15 protein-coding genes are annotated in these 15,416 nt (G+C 48.6%); 12 read left to right on the top strand and 3 right to left on the bottom strand.

Annotated elements, in window-relative coordinates; genetic code table 11:
* Window positions 1–7: 7 nt before the first annotated feature.
* Genes JK211_RS04605 through JK211_RS04580 form a run of 6 tightly spaced genes read left to right on the top strand, consistent with a single transcriptional unit; the run spans window position 8 to window position 6,554 of the window.
* Entirely contained in the window at window positions 8–1,249 is a 1,242-nt protein-coding gene (locus JK211_RS04605) for an FAD-dependent oxidoreductase (RefSeq protein ID WP_212707500.1), read from the top strand.
* Between the two features lie 11 nt (window positions 1,250–1,260).
* Window positions 1,261–1,578, top strand: coding sequence for a sarcosine oxidase subunit delta (locus JK211_RS04600; RefSeq protein WP_212707499.1), 318 nt, complete (start codon window positions 1,261–1,263; stop codon window positions 1,576–1,578).
* Window positions 1,575–4,493, top strand: a complete 2,919-nt coding sequence (locus JK211_RS04595) for a 2Fe-2S iron-sulfur cluster-binding protein (RefSeq protein WP_212707498.1) — start codon at window positions 1,575–1,577, stop codon at window positions 4,491–4,493. The genes JK211_RS04600 and JK211_RS04595 overlap by 4 nt, the downstream gene beginning before the upstream one ends.
* The gene (locus tag JK211_RS04590) at window positions 4,493–5,077 is read left to right on the top strand and encodes a sarcosine oxidase subunit gamma family protein (protein WP_212707497.1); all 585 of its coding nucleotides are present in this window, start codon (window positions 4,493–4,495) and stop codon (window positions 5,075–5,077) included. The genes JK211_RS04595 and JK211_RS04590 overlap by 1 nt, the downstream gene beginning before the upstream one ends.
* 59 nt (window positions 5,078–5,136) lie before the next feature.
* Window positions 5,137–5,940: an IclR family transcriptional regulator gene (locus JK211_RS04585; RefSeq protein WP_212707496.1), complete on the top strand. Its 804-nt coding sequence runs from the start codon at window positions 5,137–5,139 to the stop codon at window positions 5,938–5,940.
* The gene (locus JK211_RS04580) at window positions 5,937–6,554 is read left to right on the top strand and encodes an XRE family transcriptional regulator (RefSeq protein ID WP_212707495.1); all 618 of its coding nucleotides are present in this window, start codon (window positions 5,937–5,939) and stop codon (window positions 6,552–6,554) included. Before JK211_RS04585 ends, JK211_RS04580 begins: the two co-directional genes overlap by 4 nt.
* A 180-nt stretch (window positions 6,555–6,734) precedes the next feature.
* Here the strand turns inward: JK211_RS04580 and JK211_RS04575 are convergent, their stop codons facing one another.
* Window positions 6,735–7,019, bottom strand: coding sequence for a DUF1330 domain-containing protein (locus JK211_RS04575; protein WP_212707494.1), 285 nt, complete (start codon window positions 7,017–7,019; stop codon window positions 6,735–6,737).
* The gene (locus JK211_RS04570) at window positions 7,019–7,699 is read right to left on the bottom strand and encodes a GntR family transcriptional regulator (protein WP_212707493.1); all 681 of its coding nucleotides are present in this window, start codon (window positions 7,697–7,699) and stop codon (window positions 7,019–7,021) included. The genes JK211_RS04575 and JK211_RS04570 overlap by 1 nt, the downstream gene beginning before the upstream one ends.
* Before the next feature lie 498 nt (window positions 7,700–8,197).
* Here JK211_RS04570 and JK211_RS04565 point away from each other — a divergent pair, with 498 nt between their 5' ends.
* The 6 genes from JK211_RS04565 to JK211_RS04540 all read left to right on the top strand — a co-directional run bounded on the left by JK211_RS04565 (window position 8,198) and on the right by JK211_RS04540 (window position 14,618).
* On the top strand, window positions 8,198–8,800 hold the full coding sequence (locus JK211_RS04565; RefSeq protein WP_212707492.1) for an amino acid synthesis family protein: 603 nt from the start codon (window positions 8,198–8,200) through the stop codon (window positions 8,798–8,800).
* Window positions 8,772–9,599 (top strand): alpha/beta fold hydrolase, encoded by an 828-nt coding sequence (locus JK211_RS04560; protein WP_212707491.1) that lies wholly within the window; start codon window positions 8,772–8,774, stop codon window positions 9,597–9,599. Before JK211_RS04565 ends, JK211_RS04560 begins: the two co-directional genes overlap by 29 nt.
* Before the next feature lie 3 nt (window positions 9,600–9,602).
* Window positions 9,603–10,541, top strand: coding sequence for a flavin reductase family protein (locus JK211_RS04555; RefSeq protein ID WP_212707490.1), 939 nt, complete (start codon window positions 9,603–9,605; stop codon window positions 10,539–10,541).
* On the top strand, window positions 10,538–11,575 hold the full coding sequence (locus JK211_RS04550) for an LLM class flavin-dependent oxidoreductase (protein WP_212707489.1): 1,038 nt from the start codon (window positions 10,538–10,540) through the stop codon (window positions 11,573–11,575). The genes JK211_RS04555 and JK211_RS04550 overlap by 4 nt, the downstream gene beginning before the upstream one ends.
* An 8-nt stretch (window positions 11,576–11,583) precedes the next feature.
* Complete coding sequence (locus JK211_RS04545) at window positions 11,584–13,053, top strand: aldehyde dehydrogenase (protein WP_249213044.1); 1,470 nt, start codon at window positions 11,584–11,586, stop codon at window positions 13,051–13,053.
* A 167-nt stretch (window positions 13,054–13,220) separates the two neighbouring features.
* A complete protein-coding gene (locus tag JK211_RS04540) occupies window positions 13,221–14,618 on the top strand; it encodes a cytosine permease (RefSeq protein WP_212707488.1) in 1,398 nt (465 codons plus the stop codon).
* Window positions 14,619–14,732: 114 nt separating this feature from the next.
* Here the strand turns inward: JK211_RS04540 and JK211_RS04535 are convergent, their stop codons facing one another.
* On the bottom strand, window positions 14,733–15,371 hold the full coding sequence (locus JK211_RS04535; RefSeq protein ID WP_212707487.1) for a LysE family translocator: 639 nt from the start codon (window positions 15,369–15,371) through the stop codon (window positions 14,733–14,735).
* Window positions 15,372–15,416 lie beyond the last annotated feature (45 nt).

Raw genomic sequence — 15,416 nt, 5'->3', positions numbered from 1 at the left:
GTTCATTATGCCATTCGCATTATTAAAGTACGGCTTGTCATCAGCTTATCCTGCTGAAGTCGATCTCCCGGCACCGAAGGATCTGAAACCACACTATGATGTGGTGATTATCGGCGGGGGAGGGCATGGTCTTGCTATTGCTTACTACCTGGCGAAGTATCACGGTATTACTAATGTTGCGGTACTGGAAAAAGGCTATCTGGCGGGAGGCAATACCGCCCGTAATACAGCGGTTATTCGTTCTAATTACCTGACCTCTGAAGGCGTAAAATTTTACAGCGAGTCGGTCAGGCTGTTCCGTAACCTCTCTGGTGAGTTCGATTTCAATATTATGTATTCAGAAAGGGGACAACTGACTCTGGCGCATACCGACAGTACTGTGCGTGCGTTCCGTCAGCGGGCAGAGGTCAACAAACATTTTGGTGGCCGGACAGAGATGTTAGATCGCCAGCAGATTAAGGAACTGGTACCGACGTTAAATCTGGACCCTGCGAATTTACCGGTACTGGCGGGTCTATGGCATATCGACGGGGCAACTGCCCGCCACGATGCTGTTGCCTGGGGTTACGCGAAAGAGGCGGCAAAACGCGGGGTGGAAATTCATCAGATGACGAGTGCAGAAGATCTGGTGATTACAGACGGGCGTATTACGGCAGTCAAAACTAACCGCGGCACCATCGGATGTGGTTGTGCGGTACAGGCGGTAGCGGGGCATAGTTCTCTGCTGGCAGCAAAAGCCGGTTTCCGGTTACCTGTGGTGTCATACCCCTTACAGGCAATGGTCACCCAGCCGGTAAAACCTTTCCTCGACCCGTTGGTCAGCTCTTCAGCATTACATTGCTATGTTCAGCAAACCAGCCGGGGGGAGGTGGTGTTTGGCGGAGGATCCGATCCTTATCCGTTGTACAGCACCCGATCTACCCTGGATCTCAAAGAGAGTCTGATCGCTCATGGTATTGAGATGTTTCCGTTCCTTGCTAAAGCACGGCTTATGCGGCAATGGGCAGGGATCACTGATATGACTCCCGACTACAGTCCTATTATGGGGGAAAGCCCGGTACAGAATTATTACCTTGATGCGGGATGGGGCACCTGGGGGTTCAAAGCAACGCCTATTTGCGGCAAAACCATGGCTGAGATGATCGCCAGCGGCGGGAAAACGCCGGCACTGATAGAGCCATTCCGGCTGGAGCGTTTCGCCAGGTTTACTCAGGTTAACGAAATGGGCGCCACTGCGGCCAGCCATTAAAGGAGTGCAGGATGAAAATTATGTTTTGCCCGCTGAATGGGCCGCGCAATATCAGTGAATTCGTCTATGGCGGTGAATTAAAGACCCTGCCAGAACAGTTAAGTTGCAGCGATCGCCAGTGGGCTGATTATGTCTTTTATGAGGATAACAGCGCAGGTATCGTGACGGAGTGGTGGTTCCATGCTCCTTCCGGTTACTGGTTTTTGGCGCAACGCAACACACTGACGGACGAGATTATCCGTACTTTCGATGCCAGTGAAATTTTCCCTAACCCGCACAGTAATGATCTGCCGGCCAGCATCCGGCAGGATCCGGAGGTGGTTGTATGAAAAAAGCCCGTCTTTCCGCCCCGATGGGACGACTGATCGAACGTAATAGCCCGCTGGACTTTACGTTTGAAGGGGAAACAATCAGCGGTTTTTATGGCGATACTATCGCCAGTGCCGTGATGGCCTCCGGGCGAAAAGTGCTTTCCCGATCGTTTAAATATCACCGTCCTCGCGGAATACTGAGCATGGCCGGAGAAGATGCCAATACCCTCGTGCAATTGCCTGACGAACCTAATGTACTGGCAGATATCCGTAAAGTGACAAACGGGTTAAAGGTCAGAGGACAGAACTATAAGGGCTCTCTTGACCATGACCGTGACCAGCGTATTGAAATGTTTTCCCGTTTTATGCCGGTCGGTTTTTATTACCGGGCTTTTTATAAACCGGCAGGGATGTGGAAACGCTGGGAACCGTTGATCCGCAGGAAAGCGGGGCTCGGGCTGCTCAATTTACAAGCCACTCCCGGTTATTATGATAAGGCTTATTTATTTTGTGATCTGATGGTTGTCGGGGCCGGACCGGCAGGGATACAGGCGGCACTGACCGCGGCAGATAACGGAGCGCGGGTCATTATTGCAGAGCAGCAGCCGATTATCGGCGGTTCTCTGACATGGTCACGGTTTTCTACCGATGCGGACCAAAGTGAACAGGTCTTACACTCTCTTTCCCGCCGTATTGACGAACATCCGCGTATCCGGTTACTGAAAAATGCCACCTGTAATGGCTGGTTTACTGATCATTATCTGCCCGTAATCCAGGGGCAGCGGATGTATAAAGTCCGTGCCGGCAGTGTGGTAGTGGCGGCCGGAGCGTACGATCAGCCAGTTATTTTTCGGAATAATGATTTACCGGGGGTGATGCTTACCAGTGCAGCGCTGCGTCTGATGTCTCACTACGGGGTGAAACCAGGCCAGCGGGCGGTATTACTGACAGGCAACGATGATGCATATTTTGCTGCTCTGACCCTCGCTGAACAGGGGGTAGAGGTTGCAGCAATTGTAGATATGCGGGCTGAAGTCGCGGAATCGGCGGTGGTCAGCCGTGTGAGATCGGCCGGTACTGAGATTATTACCAATGCTACTGTGTATGAAGCGTATAAAGATCGCATCAGCGGAGCAGTGTCAGGCGCGGAAGTGCGGGTCATCACCGGTGAGGGCAGTGTGGCGGAAGCAGGGAAAAATATTGATTGCGATTTACTCTGTATGTCTGCCGGTTATATGCCCGCCTGGCAGTTGCCCTGTCAGGCAGGTGGCAAACTGAGTTATGACGATGCGACTGCCAGTTTTTCCCTGAGTGGATTGCCCGGAGGAATGTTCACTGCGGGGTCGATTAATGGCTGGCATTCTCTGGGAGAGGTTCTGCGGGATGGGGTTACTGCCGGTCATCGAGCCTTACAGCAACTCGGCTTTACTCAGGCGCAGGCCGGTCTTCCTGCGGCAGCGGGGGGAGAGAAACCACAGATTAATTATCCATGGCCGATTTTTCCCCATCCAAAAGGTAAAGAGTTCGTTGATTTTGATGAAGATCTGCAAATCAGGGATATCGTGAATGCCACCCGTCATGGTTACCGGGATGTTCAGCTGGTAAAACGTTTTTCAACCGTCGGAATGGGTCCTTCACAGGGACGTCATTCGGCCCTGCCGACGGCCCGGCTGGTGGCAAAATCCACCCGGCGTAGTGTCAGCGAAACAGGGATTACGACAGCACGGCCACCGCTGAACGCAGAAAGTTTATCTCATCTTGCCGGACGACATTTTGACCCGTGGCGTGTCACACCGATGCACCAGCGCCATCTGGCGTTACAGGCGCAGATGATGCCTGCGGGTAACTGGCTGAGACCCGGCTGGTACCGGACGGAGACCCTCAGGGACAAAGCTTCTGCAGTACAGGCAGAAGCCCTGAATGTACGTAACAATGTGGGCATGATAGATGTGACGACCCTGGGAGGCATTGAGTTACGCGGGCCGGATGCGGCTGAATTTCTTAACCGTATGTATACCTTTGCTTTTATCAAACAACCGGTCGGGCGTACCCGGTATGCATTACTGACTAATGAGCAGGGAGTGGTTATTGATGATGGTGTGGCCTGTCGACTGGGAGAGCAGCATTTTTATGTAACCGCGACCACCAGTGGTGTAGCAAGGGTCTATCAGTCAATGCTGCAATGGAATATCCGCTGGCGACTGGATGTTGATATCACCAATGTGACCTCAGCTCTGGCTGCGGTAAATCTTGCCGGCCCGAACTCGCGACAGGTGCTGGAAAAAATATGTACAGATATCGACCTCTCTGCTGCGGCTTTTCCCTATCTTGCATGCAGGGAAGGGCATGTGGCAGAGATCCCGGCCAGGCTGTTGCGGGTCGGTTTTGTCGGCGAACTGGGTTATGAAATCCATGTGCCGTCCCGTTACGGTCAGGCGCTCTGGGATGCATTAGCAGAAGCAGGTAAGGAACTGAATATCCGGCCATTCGGCGTTGAAGCTCAACGCTTGCTGAGACTTGAAAAAGGTCATGTAATTATCGGGCAGGATACGGACGGAATGAGCCATCCGGCAGAGATCAATATGGGATGGGCGGTTAACCGCAATAAGCCTGAATTTATTGGTCGCCGTGCGATAGATATTCTGGAATCACAGACGCCGGTGCGCAAACTGGTGGCTTTCAGCTTACCTGCCGGGTCACCTCAGCCGCTGGAGGGGCATCTGGTCGTTGAAGGCGACAGGATCACCGGCAATATCACTTCATGTGAATATTCACCCACCCTGAACGCAATAATTGGCATGTCCTATGCATCAGCAGATAAGGCATCCGCCGGAGAAAGGATCACGATTCGCACTGAGGGCGGTAAAGAGGTATCAGCCAGGGTGGTAAAAGTGCCCTTTTATGATGCTGAAAATCAGCGACAGGAGCTTTAATGATGCAAACGATACAGGCAATCGCTGCAGGTCCACTCGACCATTTGGTGCAGGAGGGCGGGTACCTTACAGCAGGTATAGATGATTTCAGCCATTATAGCAGGGCCGGATTTCGTGGCCGGCATGCCGACTATTATCTGAAACAGCGCGGTTTTACATTGCCGGATACGGCTAACCAGGCTGTCTGGCAGGATGATGGCTGTCTGGTGGCCCGTCTTTCACCGACTGAATATCTGTTACTTTCATCAGATCAGCAGAGTAGCCAGCGGATTGCTCACCAGGCACAGACATGGGTACTCAGCGAACTGTCCTGTTACCTGTTACCACGACAGGATACCCACGCCTGTATTGCACTTTCAGGCAGTTTCCTGCCTGAAATGATGGCAAAACTTTGTGCCGTAGATTTGTCACGGGACAACTTTCCTGCGGGGGCGGTGGTGCAGACTTCGGTTGCCCGTGCCAGCGCTATTGTGATTAACGTGACAAGGTCAGAATTGCCACAGTTCTGGCTACTGACTGATACTTCGATGGCAGCTTACTTCCGTGATGTACTGACGGATGCAGTATCGGAGTTTAGTGACTAAGCCTTATTTTACATCCCTATCACCGGGCATTCGCCCGGATTTACCCGACGCAGGTGTATATGTCTATCGTTTCGCTCACTGATAACGACTACAGGGTACCAGCCCTGTTTCGCGGGCTGACCATTATTGAAATGTTTAACAGCCGTGACCGGTTACTCACTGTTCAGGACTTTGCTGACAAACTGGGCGTGTCCACATCCTCTATTTATCGTATTGTGACCACACTTACTGAGATGAACTATCTCGAGAAAGTGGCTAAAAACACCTACCAGCTGGGGCCTCAGGTGATTTCTAACGGATTCAGTTACCTTGCCTCCCGTGATCTGGTTGATATTGCGATGCCGCATTTAAATACATTACGTAATAGCGTCTCTATGTCCTGTCATCTGAGTATCCGTGAAGGGCAGGATGCGGTGTATATCTATCGTTCTTTTGCGTCACAACGTTTATCGGTTAATGTCCCGATAGGTACCCGTATACCCTGCCATTGCAGTGCGATGGGCCGTGTTCTGTTGACCGGCCTTACGGAAACGGATTTGGAGAGCCTCTATCAGCATACCCGACTGGACGGATATTCTGCAGCAGCTCCCCGTTCGTTACCTGAGCTGAAACAGACAATACAGCAGGACAGTATGCAGGGGTGGGTCGAGCATCGTTCTGATTTTGCCACGGCGATTGCTGCGCCGTTACGGGATCACCATAACCAGATTGTCGCAGCAATAAATGTGTCCGGGCCAGATGCTTTTATGGAAGAACCTCATCAGAGGAAAGTGATCCGTGATGCATTACTGGCGACTGCCCGGCGTATTTCGTTTGAACTGGGTAATATCAGGAAAATGGCGGAGAAAGTGACCCACAGATGAATAAACCAATAACTGTCAGTCAGCGCGAAAGTCCGCTCAGTCTGGAACAACATATTGCCCGTTCACTGAAGCAACGCCGTATCTCCCAGGGGTATAAAATATCGGATGTTGCACGTATCGCCGGGGTCAGTGTAGGTATGGTGAGTAAGGTTGAGAATGCCCATGTTTCGACCAGTCTTGATATTCTTAACCGGCTTTGTGATGCCATTGGTTTACCCGTATCAAAACTCTTCAGTGATTATGATATAGCTAAGCGCGGGGCCCAGTTAATTAAATCCGGTGAAGGAATGGAGGTGGTGCGCACCGGGACAGAGGCAGGTCACTCTTATCATTTACTGAGCTATGCTCAGGGACCACAGAAACTCTATGAGCCCTTTTTAGTGACAATGGATGATGCCAGTGAAGAGTTCCCTAATTTTTCCCATCCCGGGCATGAGTTTCTTTATCTGTTGCAGGGGGAATTGATTTATCGTCATGGAAAACATCTCTATCCTATGTTGCCAGGAGACAGTCTTTCTTTTGATGGCGGGGTCCCGCATGGACCTGAAAAGTTATTGAAAGTACCGATACAGCTATTATCGGTAATTCATTATGATGACCAGGATGAGGGCTGATTTGCTCTCATTTTTTTACTTGAATTGCACTGAAGTAATGCGCACTGCACTATTTTGTAATGACAGACATTCATATTTAATCATCTGGTTTTAATGATGAATTACAGAGACTTAATATATGTTTTATTTATGGGAGTAAAAACCATAAACGTGTTGTTTATGGTTTTTTTAAGCTGTCATTTATAGTCCGTCAATAATTGTTATCATAGCATTTGCTACTTCAATTCTTTCTTTTTTTGCTTGCTGGTATTCTATGGAGTTATAGCATTCAAGTGCTGATTTATAATCAGGGAATTCTATTATTACATGCTTTATAAATGTCTCTCCCTCCAGTGTTGTTGCTTTTTCCCCGCGTGCAATAAACCTCCCTCGATATTTTTTGAATGCTTCCGGAGCGAGTTCAATATACTTCTGGTATTGCTGGTGGTTGTGAATATTTACGTGAGCTACCCAATAAGCAGACATTATTTATCTCCGTTTTCAAGAACAGACCTGGCCAGGCTGGCAGCCTCAGTCAGATGTTTTTTTACAGCTTCTTTTGCCTGTCGCGGATTATTATCTTCAATGGCCTGATAAATCCGCGACATATGTTCAAAACCTGTTTTCTTACGTGCAGGGCACGCCAGTGTCAGCGCCCTGAGACGGCTGATACGACTGTTGAGCCTCTGAACGACTTCCCATGCAATAGTATGATTTGCAATAGAAAAAATACTTTCGTAAAAGCTCATAGATGCCGAAATTTGTTCAGTTTCGTTCCGGGCCTGCCCCGCCTTAGCGATTTGCATCAGTTGTTTATATAACTGCTTTTTATCGGTAGCGGTGGCTATTTCTGCACAGTCCTTAGCGGCTTCAGTTTCCAGTAATTGGCGAATATCATAGATTTGGCTGGCTATTTCCCAGCTTAATACGGCAACAATCGGCCCTTTTTTAGGTATATTTTCTATTAAACCTTCGGCTTCAAGATAACGGATAACTTCACGAACGACAGTACGGCTAACGCCTAATTCGTCACACAGACTGCGCTCCACTAAACGATCACCTGCTTTAAAATATCCGGAAATAATTGCCTCCCTTATTTTTTCAAGGGCGAGTTCCCGTAAAGTGACCGGTGTATTTTCTATCTTCAGAGAGTGAATATCAGCCATGGTTTTCTCAGTATTGAATATTTCTATTTTTCGGCAGAGAAAATGTTCTCCGTTATCTTTTACTATTAGCACTATTCTTTACATGAAATCAATCCTGTCCTGTTTTTCATATATGTATATCCCGTCTGACGGGTGAGTTGTTCAGCAGGGAAAATGATGCAGCTCACAATTTATCCATCTTCAGGGTTTATATGTCTATTGAATTAATTTAGATATTAATAATCAATAAGTTAAAAATAATCTCTTTAATTTTTCTGACTGTATTGTGAATTAAATCACAATACAGAACCGGCGCCCTATTCGGATAACGATGGGAAAGGTTTTTATTCTAATGTAATGAATTATAAGTATTTATTCTTTAGTTTTATCAGCCACATCGGCAGCGCATAAGAATGCCATATGATGGTATACCAAATTTTGACATACCATAAATTCCAATGTTATATCGATTAACTGCACTTGCTATTAACAATTAATTAACATTAGAGGGCGTTTGTTATGCATCCAGAGATCCGTAAAACCATAGTGACTACCGAAACTGTCTACTCCGATGGTGGTAAAGCAGCCACTTCCCCGCTAGTGATGATTGCGGCGGCAGCCGTAGTGACTAACCCCTGGGCTGATAAGGGCTATGTGGACGACCTTTCACCGGCAATCCGTGAGCTGGCACCCGTACTGGGCGAGTTACTTACCGGTTTAATTATTCGGGAAGCCGGCGGGGGGGAGAAGGTTGTCGCCTATGGAAAATGTGCCGTGACCGGACTGGCGGGTGAACTGGAACATGCTTCGGCCCTGATCCATACCTTACATTTCGGGAACCATTACCGTTCGGCGGTTAAGGGGAAAACATACCTGGCGTTTAATAACACCCGTGGTCCGGCGAATTCTCCGATTCTGATCCCGATGATGGGGACCAGTGATGAAGGCACCCGTGAACACTATCTCACCATGCAGTTCGCGATTAATGATGCCCCTTTCAGTAATGAAATTGTGGTTGCTCTTGGTGCAGCGCTCGGCGGACGACCACATCATCGCATCGGTAACCGTTACCTCGACCTGAAAGAGTTAGGCCATGACCAGAAAAATCCAGCAGCTGTCTGACTCTGGCGCCCGGGTTAGCTATCTGGAAGAAGGTGACGGGCCGCCTTTAGTGCTTATCCATGGAGTAGGCATGAATGCCGATACCTGGTTTTTACAAACCGAACAACTCAGCCGTTATTTCAGGGTTATTGCTGTCGATATGCCGGGACATGGTCAGAGTACCGGTTTCAGCCACCCGGCGACATTAAAAGATTATGTGGAATGGCTGGCATCATTCCTGCAAGCCCGTAAGGAACAACGTTTTGCTATTGCCGGTCACTCGATGGGAGCTCTTATTACCGCAGGTATAGCCATTGATTACCCTCAGCTGGTGAGTCATGCCGTGGTAATCAGCGGCGTGTACAAGCGGGATGAGGCAGCCCGCAAGGCCGTTTTGCAACGTGCGAAGGAGCTTGCTCAGGGAGATGTCAGGCTTGATGCTCCTCTTGAACGCTGGTTCGATGATTCTGCTGCTGACAGTCCGCTGCGTAACAGAGTCGGCACCTGGCTACAGCAAGTTGATCGCCATGGTTACGCTCGGGCCTATCAGGCATTTGCCACCGGCGATCGTGTGTATTCTGACCGCTGGAATGAAATGGACTGTCCGGTACTGGTGATGACCGGTGAAAAAGATAGCAATTCAAATCCACAGATGACAGCCGCGATGGCCGATGCTGCCCGTTCTGGTAAAGCAGTTATCGTCGAAAATGCCCGGCATATGCTGAACCTGACCGATGGGGTACGTGTTAACCAGGAGATCCTGGCGTTTCTTAGCCCCGACACTGCCATTGTCAGCCCGCCAGAGCCAGTTAAGGAGTAAGTGATGGACGACGAAAAACGTAAACAATTAAGAGATGCTTTTGGTGCATTTATGACCGGAGTGACGGTTGTGACGACCTTTGACCCTCTGGATCAGCCACAGGGTTTTACGGCTAACTCATTTTCATCCGTATCACTTGATCCGCCTTTACTGCTGGTCAGCATTGATAAACGGTCGGCCAACTTTGACAATTTTGTTCAGTCATCATACTTCGCGATTAATATTCTGGCTGAGCAACAGAAAGACGTGTCCGATATTTTTGCCAGAAAAATGTCTGATCGCTTTTCGCGGGTTGCCTGGCATACAGGTACTGCAGGGACACCGCTACTGGGTGGCAGCGCTGCCTGGTTTGAGTGTGCGATGCATCAGGTTGTTGATGCGGGTGATCATGCGATCTTAATTGGTGAAGTGAAACAGTTTGCTGCCAATGCTCAGCCGGGTCTGGGGTATTACCGCGGGGGCTATTTTACCCCTTACCAGAACGCAGAATCCCTGATCGACGCGCAGGATATTGTCAGTACGTTGATTGAAGCAGAAGGAAAAGTACTGGTCGTGAAAACACAGCAGGGCTACAGGCTGCCGGTTCGTCAGATTAAGAAAAGCAGTGCCAGTGAATGCCCGGGGATCATCGTCAGCGAACTGACTACCGAAGCAAGCCCCGGTTTTATTTATTCCCTCTGGCAGAACCGGCAGCATAAACAACGACATGTCGTCTTTTTGTGTAATCTGCCGACGACAGCGGCGTTGTCGGCGGTACAGGGCGGAGAATGGGTTGATCTACAGCAGCTTACCGGACTGTCTTTCGCGGATGCAGCACTGAAACCGTTGCTGACGAGGTTCGTCACAGAATACCGCAGTGGCAACTATAACCTGTATTACGGTGATGATACCCGCGGCACTGTCCATCCGTTAGCTAACTCTGTCCATCGGGAGGTTGTATGAAACTGTCTCTGTTTTTGCATATGGAACGAATTTCTGCGGAAGATGACCAGCAGCGGTTATATGAAGAGATGATGCAGTTATGTGAAATAGCTGACCAGGGCGGATTACATGCTATCTGGACCGGTGAACATCATGGAATGAATTTCACCATTGCCCCGAATCCTTTTATCAATCTGGTCGATATTGCACACCGCACCCGAAACGTCCGCCTGGGGACGGGGACAATTATTGCTCCCTTTACACATCCTATCCGTCTGGCCGGTGAAGCCGCAATGACCGATCTTATCACCGGTGGTCGTCTCGACCTTGGTATCGCCCGTGGTGCATATGCTTACGAATATGAAAGGTTAATGCCAGGGATGGATGCCTGGCAGGCAGGGCAGCGGATGCGTGAATTAGTGCCTGCAATCAAAGCCCTGTGGGAGGGCGATTATACACATCAGGGGGAATACTGGAATTTCCCGGCCACGACATCCTCACCAAAACCGGTACAAACACCTCACCCTCCGATTTGGGTCGCGGCCCGGGATCCTAATAGCCATGATTTTGCAGTGAAAAATGGCTGTAATGTCCAGTGTACTCCGTTGCATCAGGGCGATGAGGAAATAGAACGCCTGATCGGCTGTTTTCATGGCGCATGCCGTGAATATTTACCGGAAAAACCGCTTAAAATTATGTTGCTTCAACACGGTTATGTGGCCGGTGATGAAGATGATGCCTGGCAGGCGGCTACCGAAATTCATCGTTTCTATAACTATTTTGGTGCCTGGTTTAAAAATCAGCGCCCGGTGCGGCAAGGACTTATTCAGGCGCTGAGTGAAGAGGAAATTGCCGCCAGCAATTATTACAGTGTTGATGCTATGCGCAAAAATCTGGCTATCGGCTGTGCAGATGAAGTGATTGCCAGACTGAAAAAATATGAAGCGCTGGGTTATGACGAATATGCCCTGTGGCTGGATAATGGTATGACGTTTGAGCGTAAGAAAGCCTGCCTGGAACGTTTTATCCGCCATGTTGCCCCTGAGTTTCGTTAAACGGAGATATGATGGAATCGTTCAAACTTTATATTGATGGTCAGTTTGTTCCCGGTAATACGACATTTACTTCTCTGAATCCGGCCACTGCAGAGCCCTGGGCTTGTATTGCTGAAGCCCGTAAAGAGGAGACGGATAATGCTGTTAATGCTGCCGTCCGGGCTTTTGAATCCGACAGCTGGCGTACTCTGACAGCAGGGGCACGTGGGCGGTTGTTATTACGGCTGGCGGACTTGATTGAACGTGATGCGATGAAACTCGCACGGCTGGAAACCCTGGACACCGGGAAAATTATTCGCGAAACCCGGGCGCAGATTGCTTATGTGGCAGAGTATTATCGTTTTTATGCCGGTCTGGCGGATAAAATGGACGGCAGTAGTCTGAGCATTGATAAGGCTGATATGGAGACCTGGATAAAGCGCGAACCACTGGGGGTTGTGGCCGCGATTATTCCCTGGAACAGCCAGTTATTTTTGTCTGCGGTAAAAATTGGTCCGGCGATTGCGGCAGGATGTACCCTGGTGGTTAAAGCGGCAGAAGTTGCCCCGACACCTCTGTTGGCGTTTGCCGGGCTGATTGATGAAGCCGGATTTCCCCCCGGAGTTATTAATATTATTACGGGATTTGCTGAAGAATGTGGTTCCTGTCTGACTTCTCACCCGCTGATTGATCATATTGCATTTACCGGCGGAGCCGAAACGGCCCGGCATATTATCCGTAACAGTGCCATAAACCTCGCCAGCACTTCACTGGAACTGGGGGGAAAATCACCCTTTATTGTATTTGCTGATGCCGATCTGGAAAGTGCTGCTAATGCACAGATCGCTGCGATCTTTTCAGCAAGCGGACAGAGTTGTGTCGCGGGATCACGATTACTGGTACAGGAAACTGTAAAAGAACAGTTTCTTCATCTGCTGGTCACTAAAGCACAGGGGATCATTATCGGATGTCCTCAGGATCCTGAAACTCAGTTTGGCCCGCTGTGTACTGCCGCTCAAAAGGAAATAATTGAACAGGTAGTGACCCGCAGTATTGCCCGGGGAGCAAAACTTATCCTCGGGAATCAGCCTGTCGGAAAAAAAGGATTTTACTATCCTCCGACAATCCTTGATTGCAGTCAGTGTCCTGACGCCGACTCTGTCTCACAAGAGTTATTCGGACCTGTATTATCTGTATTAACGTTCAGTAACGAGGCCGATGCTATCCGACTGGCAAACAGTAGCGAATATGGTCTGGCGGCGGGAATTTTTACCCGTAATCTGACGCTTGCCCATCGGGTGACCCGAAAAGTTCGCAGTGGTGTGGTATGGGTGAACACATACCGTGTTGTATCTCCGTTAGCGCCTTTTGGCGGGTTTGGGAAATCTGGTTTTGGTCGTGAAGGGGGAATTGATGCTGCTCTGGAGTACACGACCACGAAAACGGTATGGCTACGGACCAGTGATGAGCCTATTGATGACCCCTTTATTATGCGTTAGGGGTTAATGATATGGGGGAAATGAAAATTAATTCCCCATACAGATAATTCTGCTTTATATCAATGAATTAATTACGTCAGGCTTATGCTTGTCGGAACGGATTTGTACTTTTTAAAGGAAGGTCTTTCTATTTTAAAAATTAAGTATCATTAATTCCGGAGGGTGATGTGAATAAAAAAACCACTCAGAAAAGAATAATAGAAGATAAATCGGTAGACTTTGTTACAGAATCAGAAAGGCATGGTAAATCTCACAGTTTATTTACATTATGGTTTTGTACTAATATCGCGCCATTAGCAGTTGTCAGTGGCGCTATTGCGACAGAATCTTTTCATCTTGATGTTATTTCTGCACTGACTGCAATTATTACTGGCCACCTTTTTGGTGGTATTTTTCTCGGGCTGACATCGGCTCAGGGCCCGAAAGTCGGGATACCACAGATGGTACAAAGCCGGGCCCAGTTTGGTCGTTATGGTTCATTGCTGGTGATCAGTTTCACTACTGTTATTTATCTTGGTTTCTTTATTTCAAATATTTCACTTTCCGGAAAGTTAATCAATAATGTTATTCCTGATATCAATGTCAGGAGCTCAACCATTCTCGGAGCAATGCTGGCCACGATCATTGGTATTATCGGTTACCGGTTTATACACCGGATTAACAAATTCGGAGCATGGGTAATGGGGGCGGCCATGATAACCGGTCTGGTGCTTATGCTGTCACATCCGCTGCCTGAGAATTTCTGGCTGCGGGGTGGTTTCAGTCTTGCGGGCTGGTTCGGGACCTTTTGTATCGGGGCAGTATGGCAAATCAGTTTCTCACCTTATACGTCGGACTACTCACGCTATTTACCTGCCAGCACAGGGATCGCCAGGCCTTTCTGGGCGACTTATCTCGGCGCATGTGGCGGAACGATACTGGCTTTTGTCTTCGGAATGATTGCAGTGAATATCGCACCAGACAGTGATGCAATGGTATCAGTACGCCATGCCACCGGATGGCTGGGACCGGTATTAATGATACTGTTTTTAATTAATATTATCTGTCATAACTCGATGAACTTATACGGAGCGGTCTTATCTCTGATTACCGCAGCTCATACTTTTTTCCCACAGCGCTCTCCCGGAGTTATTACCCGGTTAATTGTTTCAGTTGTTGTGTTATCGATGAGTATTATCGTTGCACTTGAAACATCAAAACATTTCGTTGCTTTCTTTATTAATCTTATTCTGGCATTAATCTCTGTCCTGACACCATGGATAGTGATTAATCTTCTTGATTTTTATGTTATTAATAAACAAAGGTATAATGTCAGTGCTATTTTTAGTCCGGACGGAGGATGTTATGGATTACTGAATCTAAAAACAATGTTTGTTTATTTTATTGGTATCCTTGTACAAATACCTTTTGTTGAAAATGCCTTCTTTCAGGGGCCTTATACCAATATTATTCCCGGCATTGACTTATCATGGGTTATCAGCCTTGTTATTACATCAGTCATCTACCCGGTATTTGCCCGCAGGACCCGACATAGCTACAGTAAAGTTTTTCAGAAAATAACCTGAAGGTTGTAAGAGAGTTATGACTTTCTGACATCATCCAGCGCGGTAAGCTGTCTTTTACCTGCCACAGAAATCATACCTGTGGCAGGTTCCGCTGATCTGGCGGGATCTCTTTTTTTAACCGGTAATAAATTCCCTGTAGCCAGAGATGATAACCGTTATTGCGAAATAGCTGAAAATGACTGCGGATGCCAGATAGGAAAATGTCAGTAAGCGGTTGCCGAGTAATTTCCCGCCGACACTGCCTGCCAGGCAGAGTGTGCAGGTCCAGAGTACCCCGGCGGTAAAAAATCCGCCGAGGAACAGGCCGGATGCCGCAATGCTGTGCTGACCCAGCCGTGAAATCAGAGCCCCGCCAACGGTGACAAACCACAAAATCGCGGACGGTGAAGAGATGGCAAGCAGAATGCCGCGGCAAAATTCACGGGGTAATGATCCGGAGGCGATGGCTTCACTGACCTTCAACGCTGTCGTTTGTTGTAATGCTGCCCGCAGCATCTTTATCGCAAACCAGACTAATATTGTTCCTCCGCCCACCCAGAGTACCCAGCGCACCGCTTCAAACTTCAGTAAGACAGCCAGACCTGTCATGGCCAGTAACGCATAGGCTAAATCACCAATACAGCTGCCTATACCCAGCCAGAAACCGTAAAAGTAACCGCGCTGCATTGCCAGAGTGAGCATCGCAATATTCGCGATACCAATGTCGAGGCACAGTGAAAGGCTCAGCAGAAAACCGTTAGAAAACTGAAGCATTGAATCAACCCCTGATTATTGTCGTTATGGGATAGCCGTTGTCCG

Origin of the sequence: Tatumella sp. JGM130 (assembly GCF_018257525.1) — a bacterium.
GTDB classification, from domain to species: Bacteria; Pseudomonadota; Gammaproteobacteria; order Enterobacterales; family Enterobacteriaceae; genus Tatumella; species Tatumella punctata.
The sequence above is the reverse complement of the archived record's forward strand: the minus strand, read 5'-3'. Positions and strand labels throughout refer to the sequence as shown.

Bases quoted from the DNA above. Each gene is read 5' to 3' on its own strand.
- JK211_RS04535 (WP_212707487.1), bottom strand. From the start codon at position 15,371: ATGCTTCAGTTTTCTAACGGTTTTCTGCTGAGCCTTTCACTGTGCCTC.
- JK211_RS04550 (WP_212707489.1), top strand. From the start codon at position 10,538: ATGAAACTGTCTCTGTTTTTGCATATGGAACGAATTTCTGCGGAAGAT.
- JK211_RS04600 (WP_212707499.1), top strand. From the start codon at position 1,261: ATGAAAATTATGTTTTGCCCGCTGAATGGGCCGCGCAATATCAGTGAA.
- JK211_RS04575 (WP_212707494.1), bottom strand. From the start codon at position 7,019: ATGTCTGCTTATTGGGTAGCTCACGTAAATATTCACAACCACCAGCAA.
- JK211_RS04565 (WP_212707492.1), top strand. From the start codon at position 8,198: ATGCATCCAGAGATCCGTAAAACCATAGTGACTACCGAAACTGTCTAC.
- JK211_RS04560 (WP_212707491.1), top strand. From the start codon at position 8,772: ATGACCAGAAAAATCCAGCAGCTGTCTGACTCTGGCGCCCGGGTTAGC.
- JK211_RS04590 (WP_212707497.1), top strand. From the start codon at position 4,493: ATGATGCAAACGATACAGGCAATCGCTGCAGGTCCACTCGACCATTTG.
- JK211_RS04595 (WP_212707498.1), top strand. From the start codon at position 1,575: ATGAAAAAAGCCCGTCTTTCCGCCCCGATGGGACGACTGATCGAACGT.
- JK211_RS04580 (WP_212707495.1), top strand. From the start codon at position 5,937: ATGAATAAACCAATAACTGTCAGTCAGCGCGAAAGTCCGCTCAGTCTG.
- JK211_RS04585 (WP_212707496.1), top strand. From the start codon at position 5,137: ATGTCTATCGTTTCGCTCACTGATAACGACTACAGGGTACCAGCCCTG.
- JK211_RS04570 (WP_212707493.1), bottom strand. From the start codon at position 7,699: ATGGCTGATATTCACTCTCTGAAGATAGAAAATACACCGGTCACTTTA.
- JK211_RS04555 (WP_212707490.1), top strand. From the start codon at position 9,603: ATGGACGACGAAAAACGTAAACAATTAAGAGATGCTTTTGGTGCATTT.
- JK211_RS04605 (WP_212707500.1), top strand. From the start codon at position 8: ATGCCATTCGCATTATTAAAGTACGGCTTGTCATCAGCTTATCCTGCT.
- JK211_RS04545 (WP_249213044.1), top strand. From the start codon at position 11,584: ATGATGGAATCGTTCAAACTTTATATTGATGGTCAGTTTGTTCCCGGT.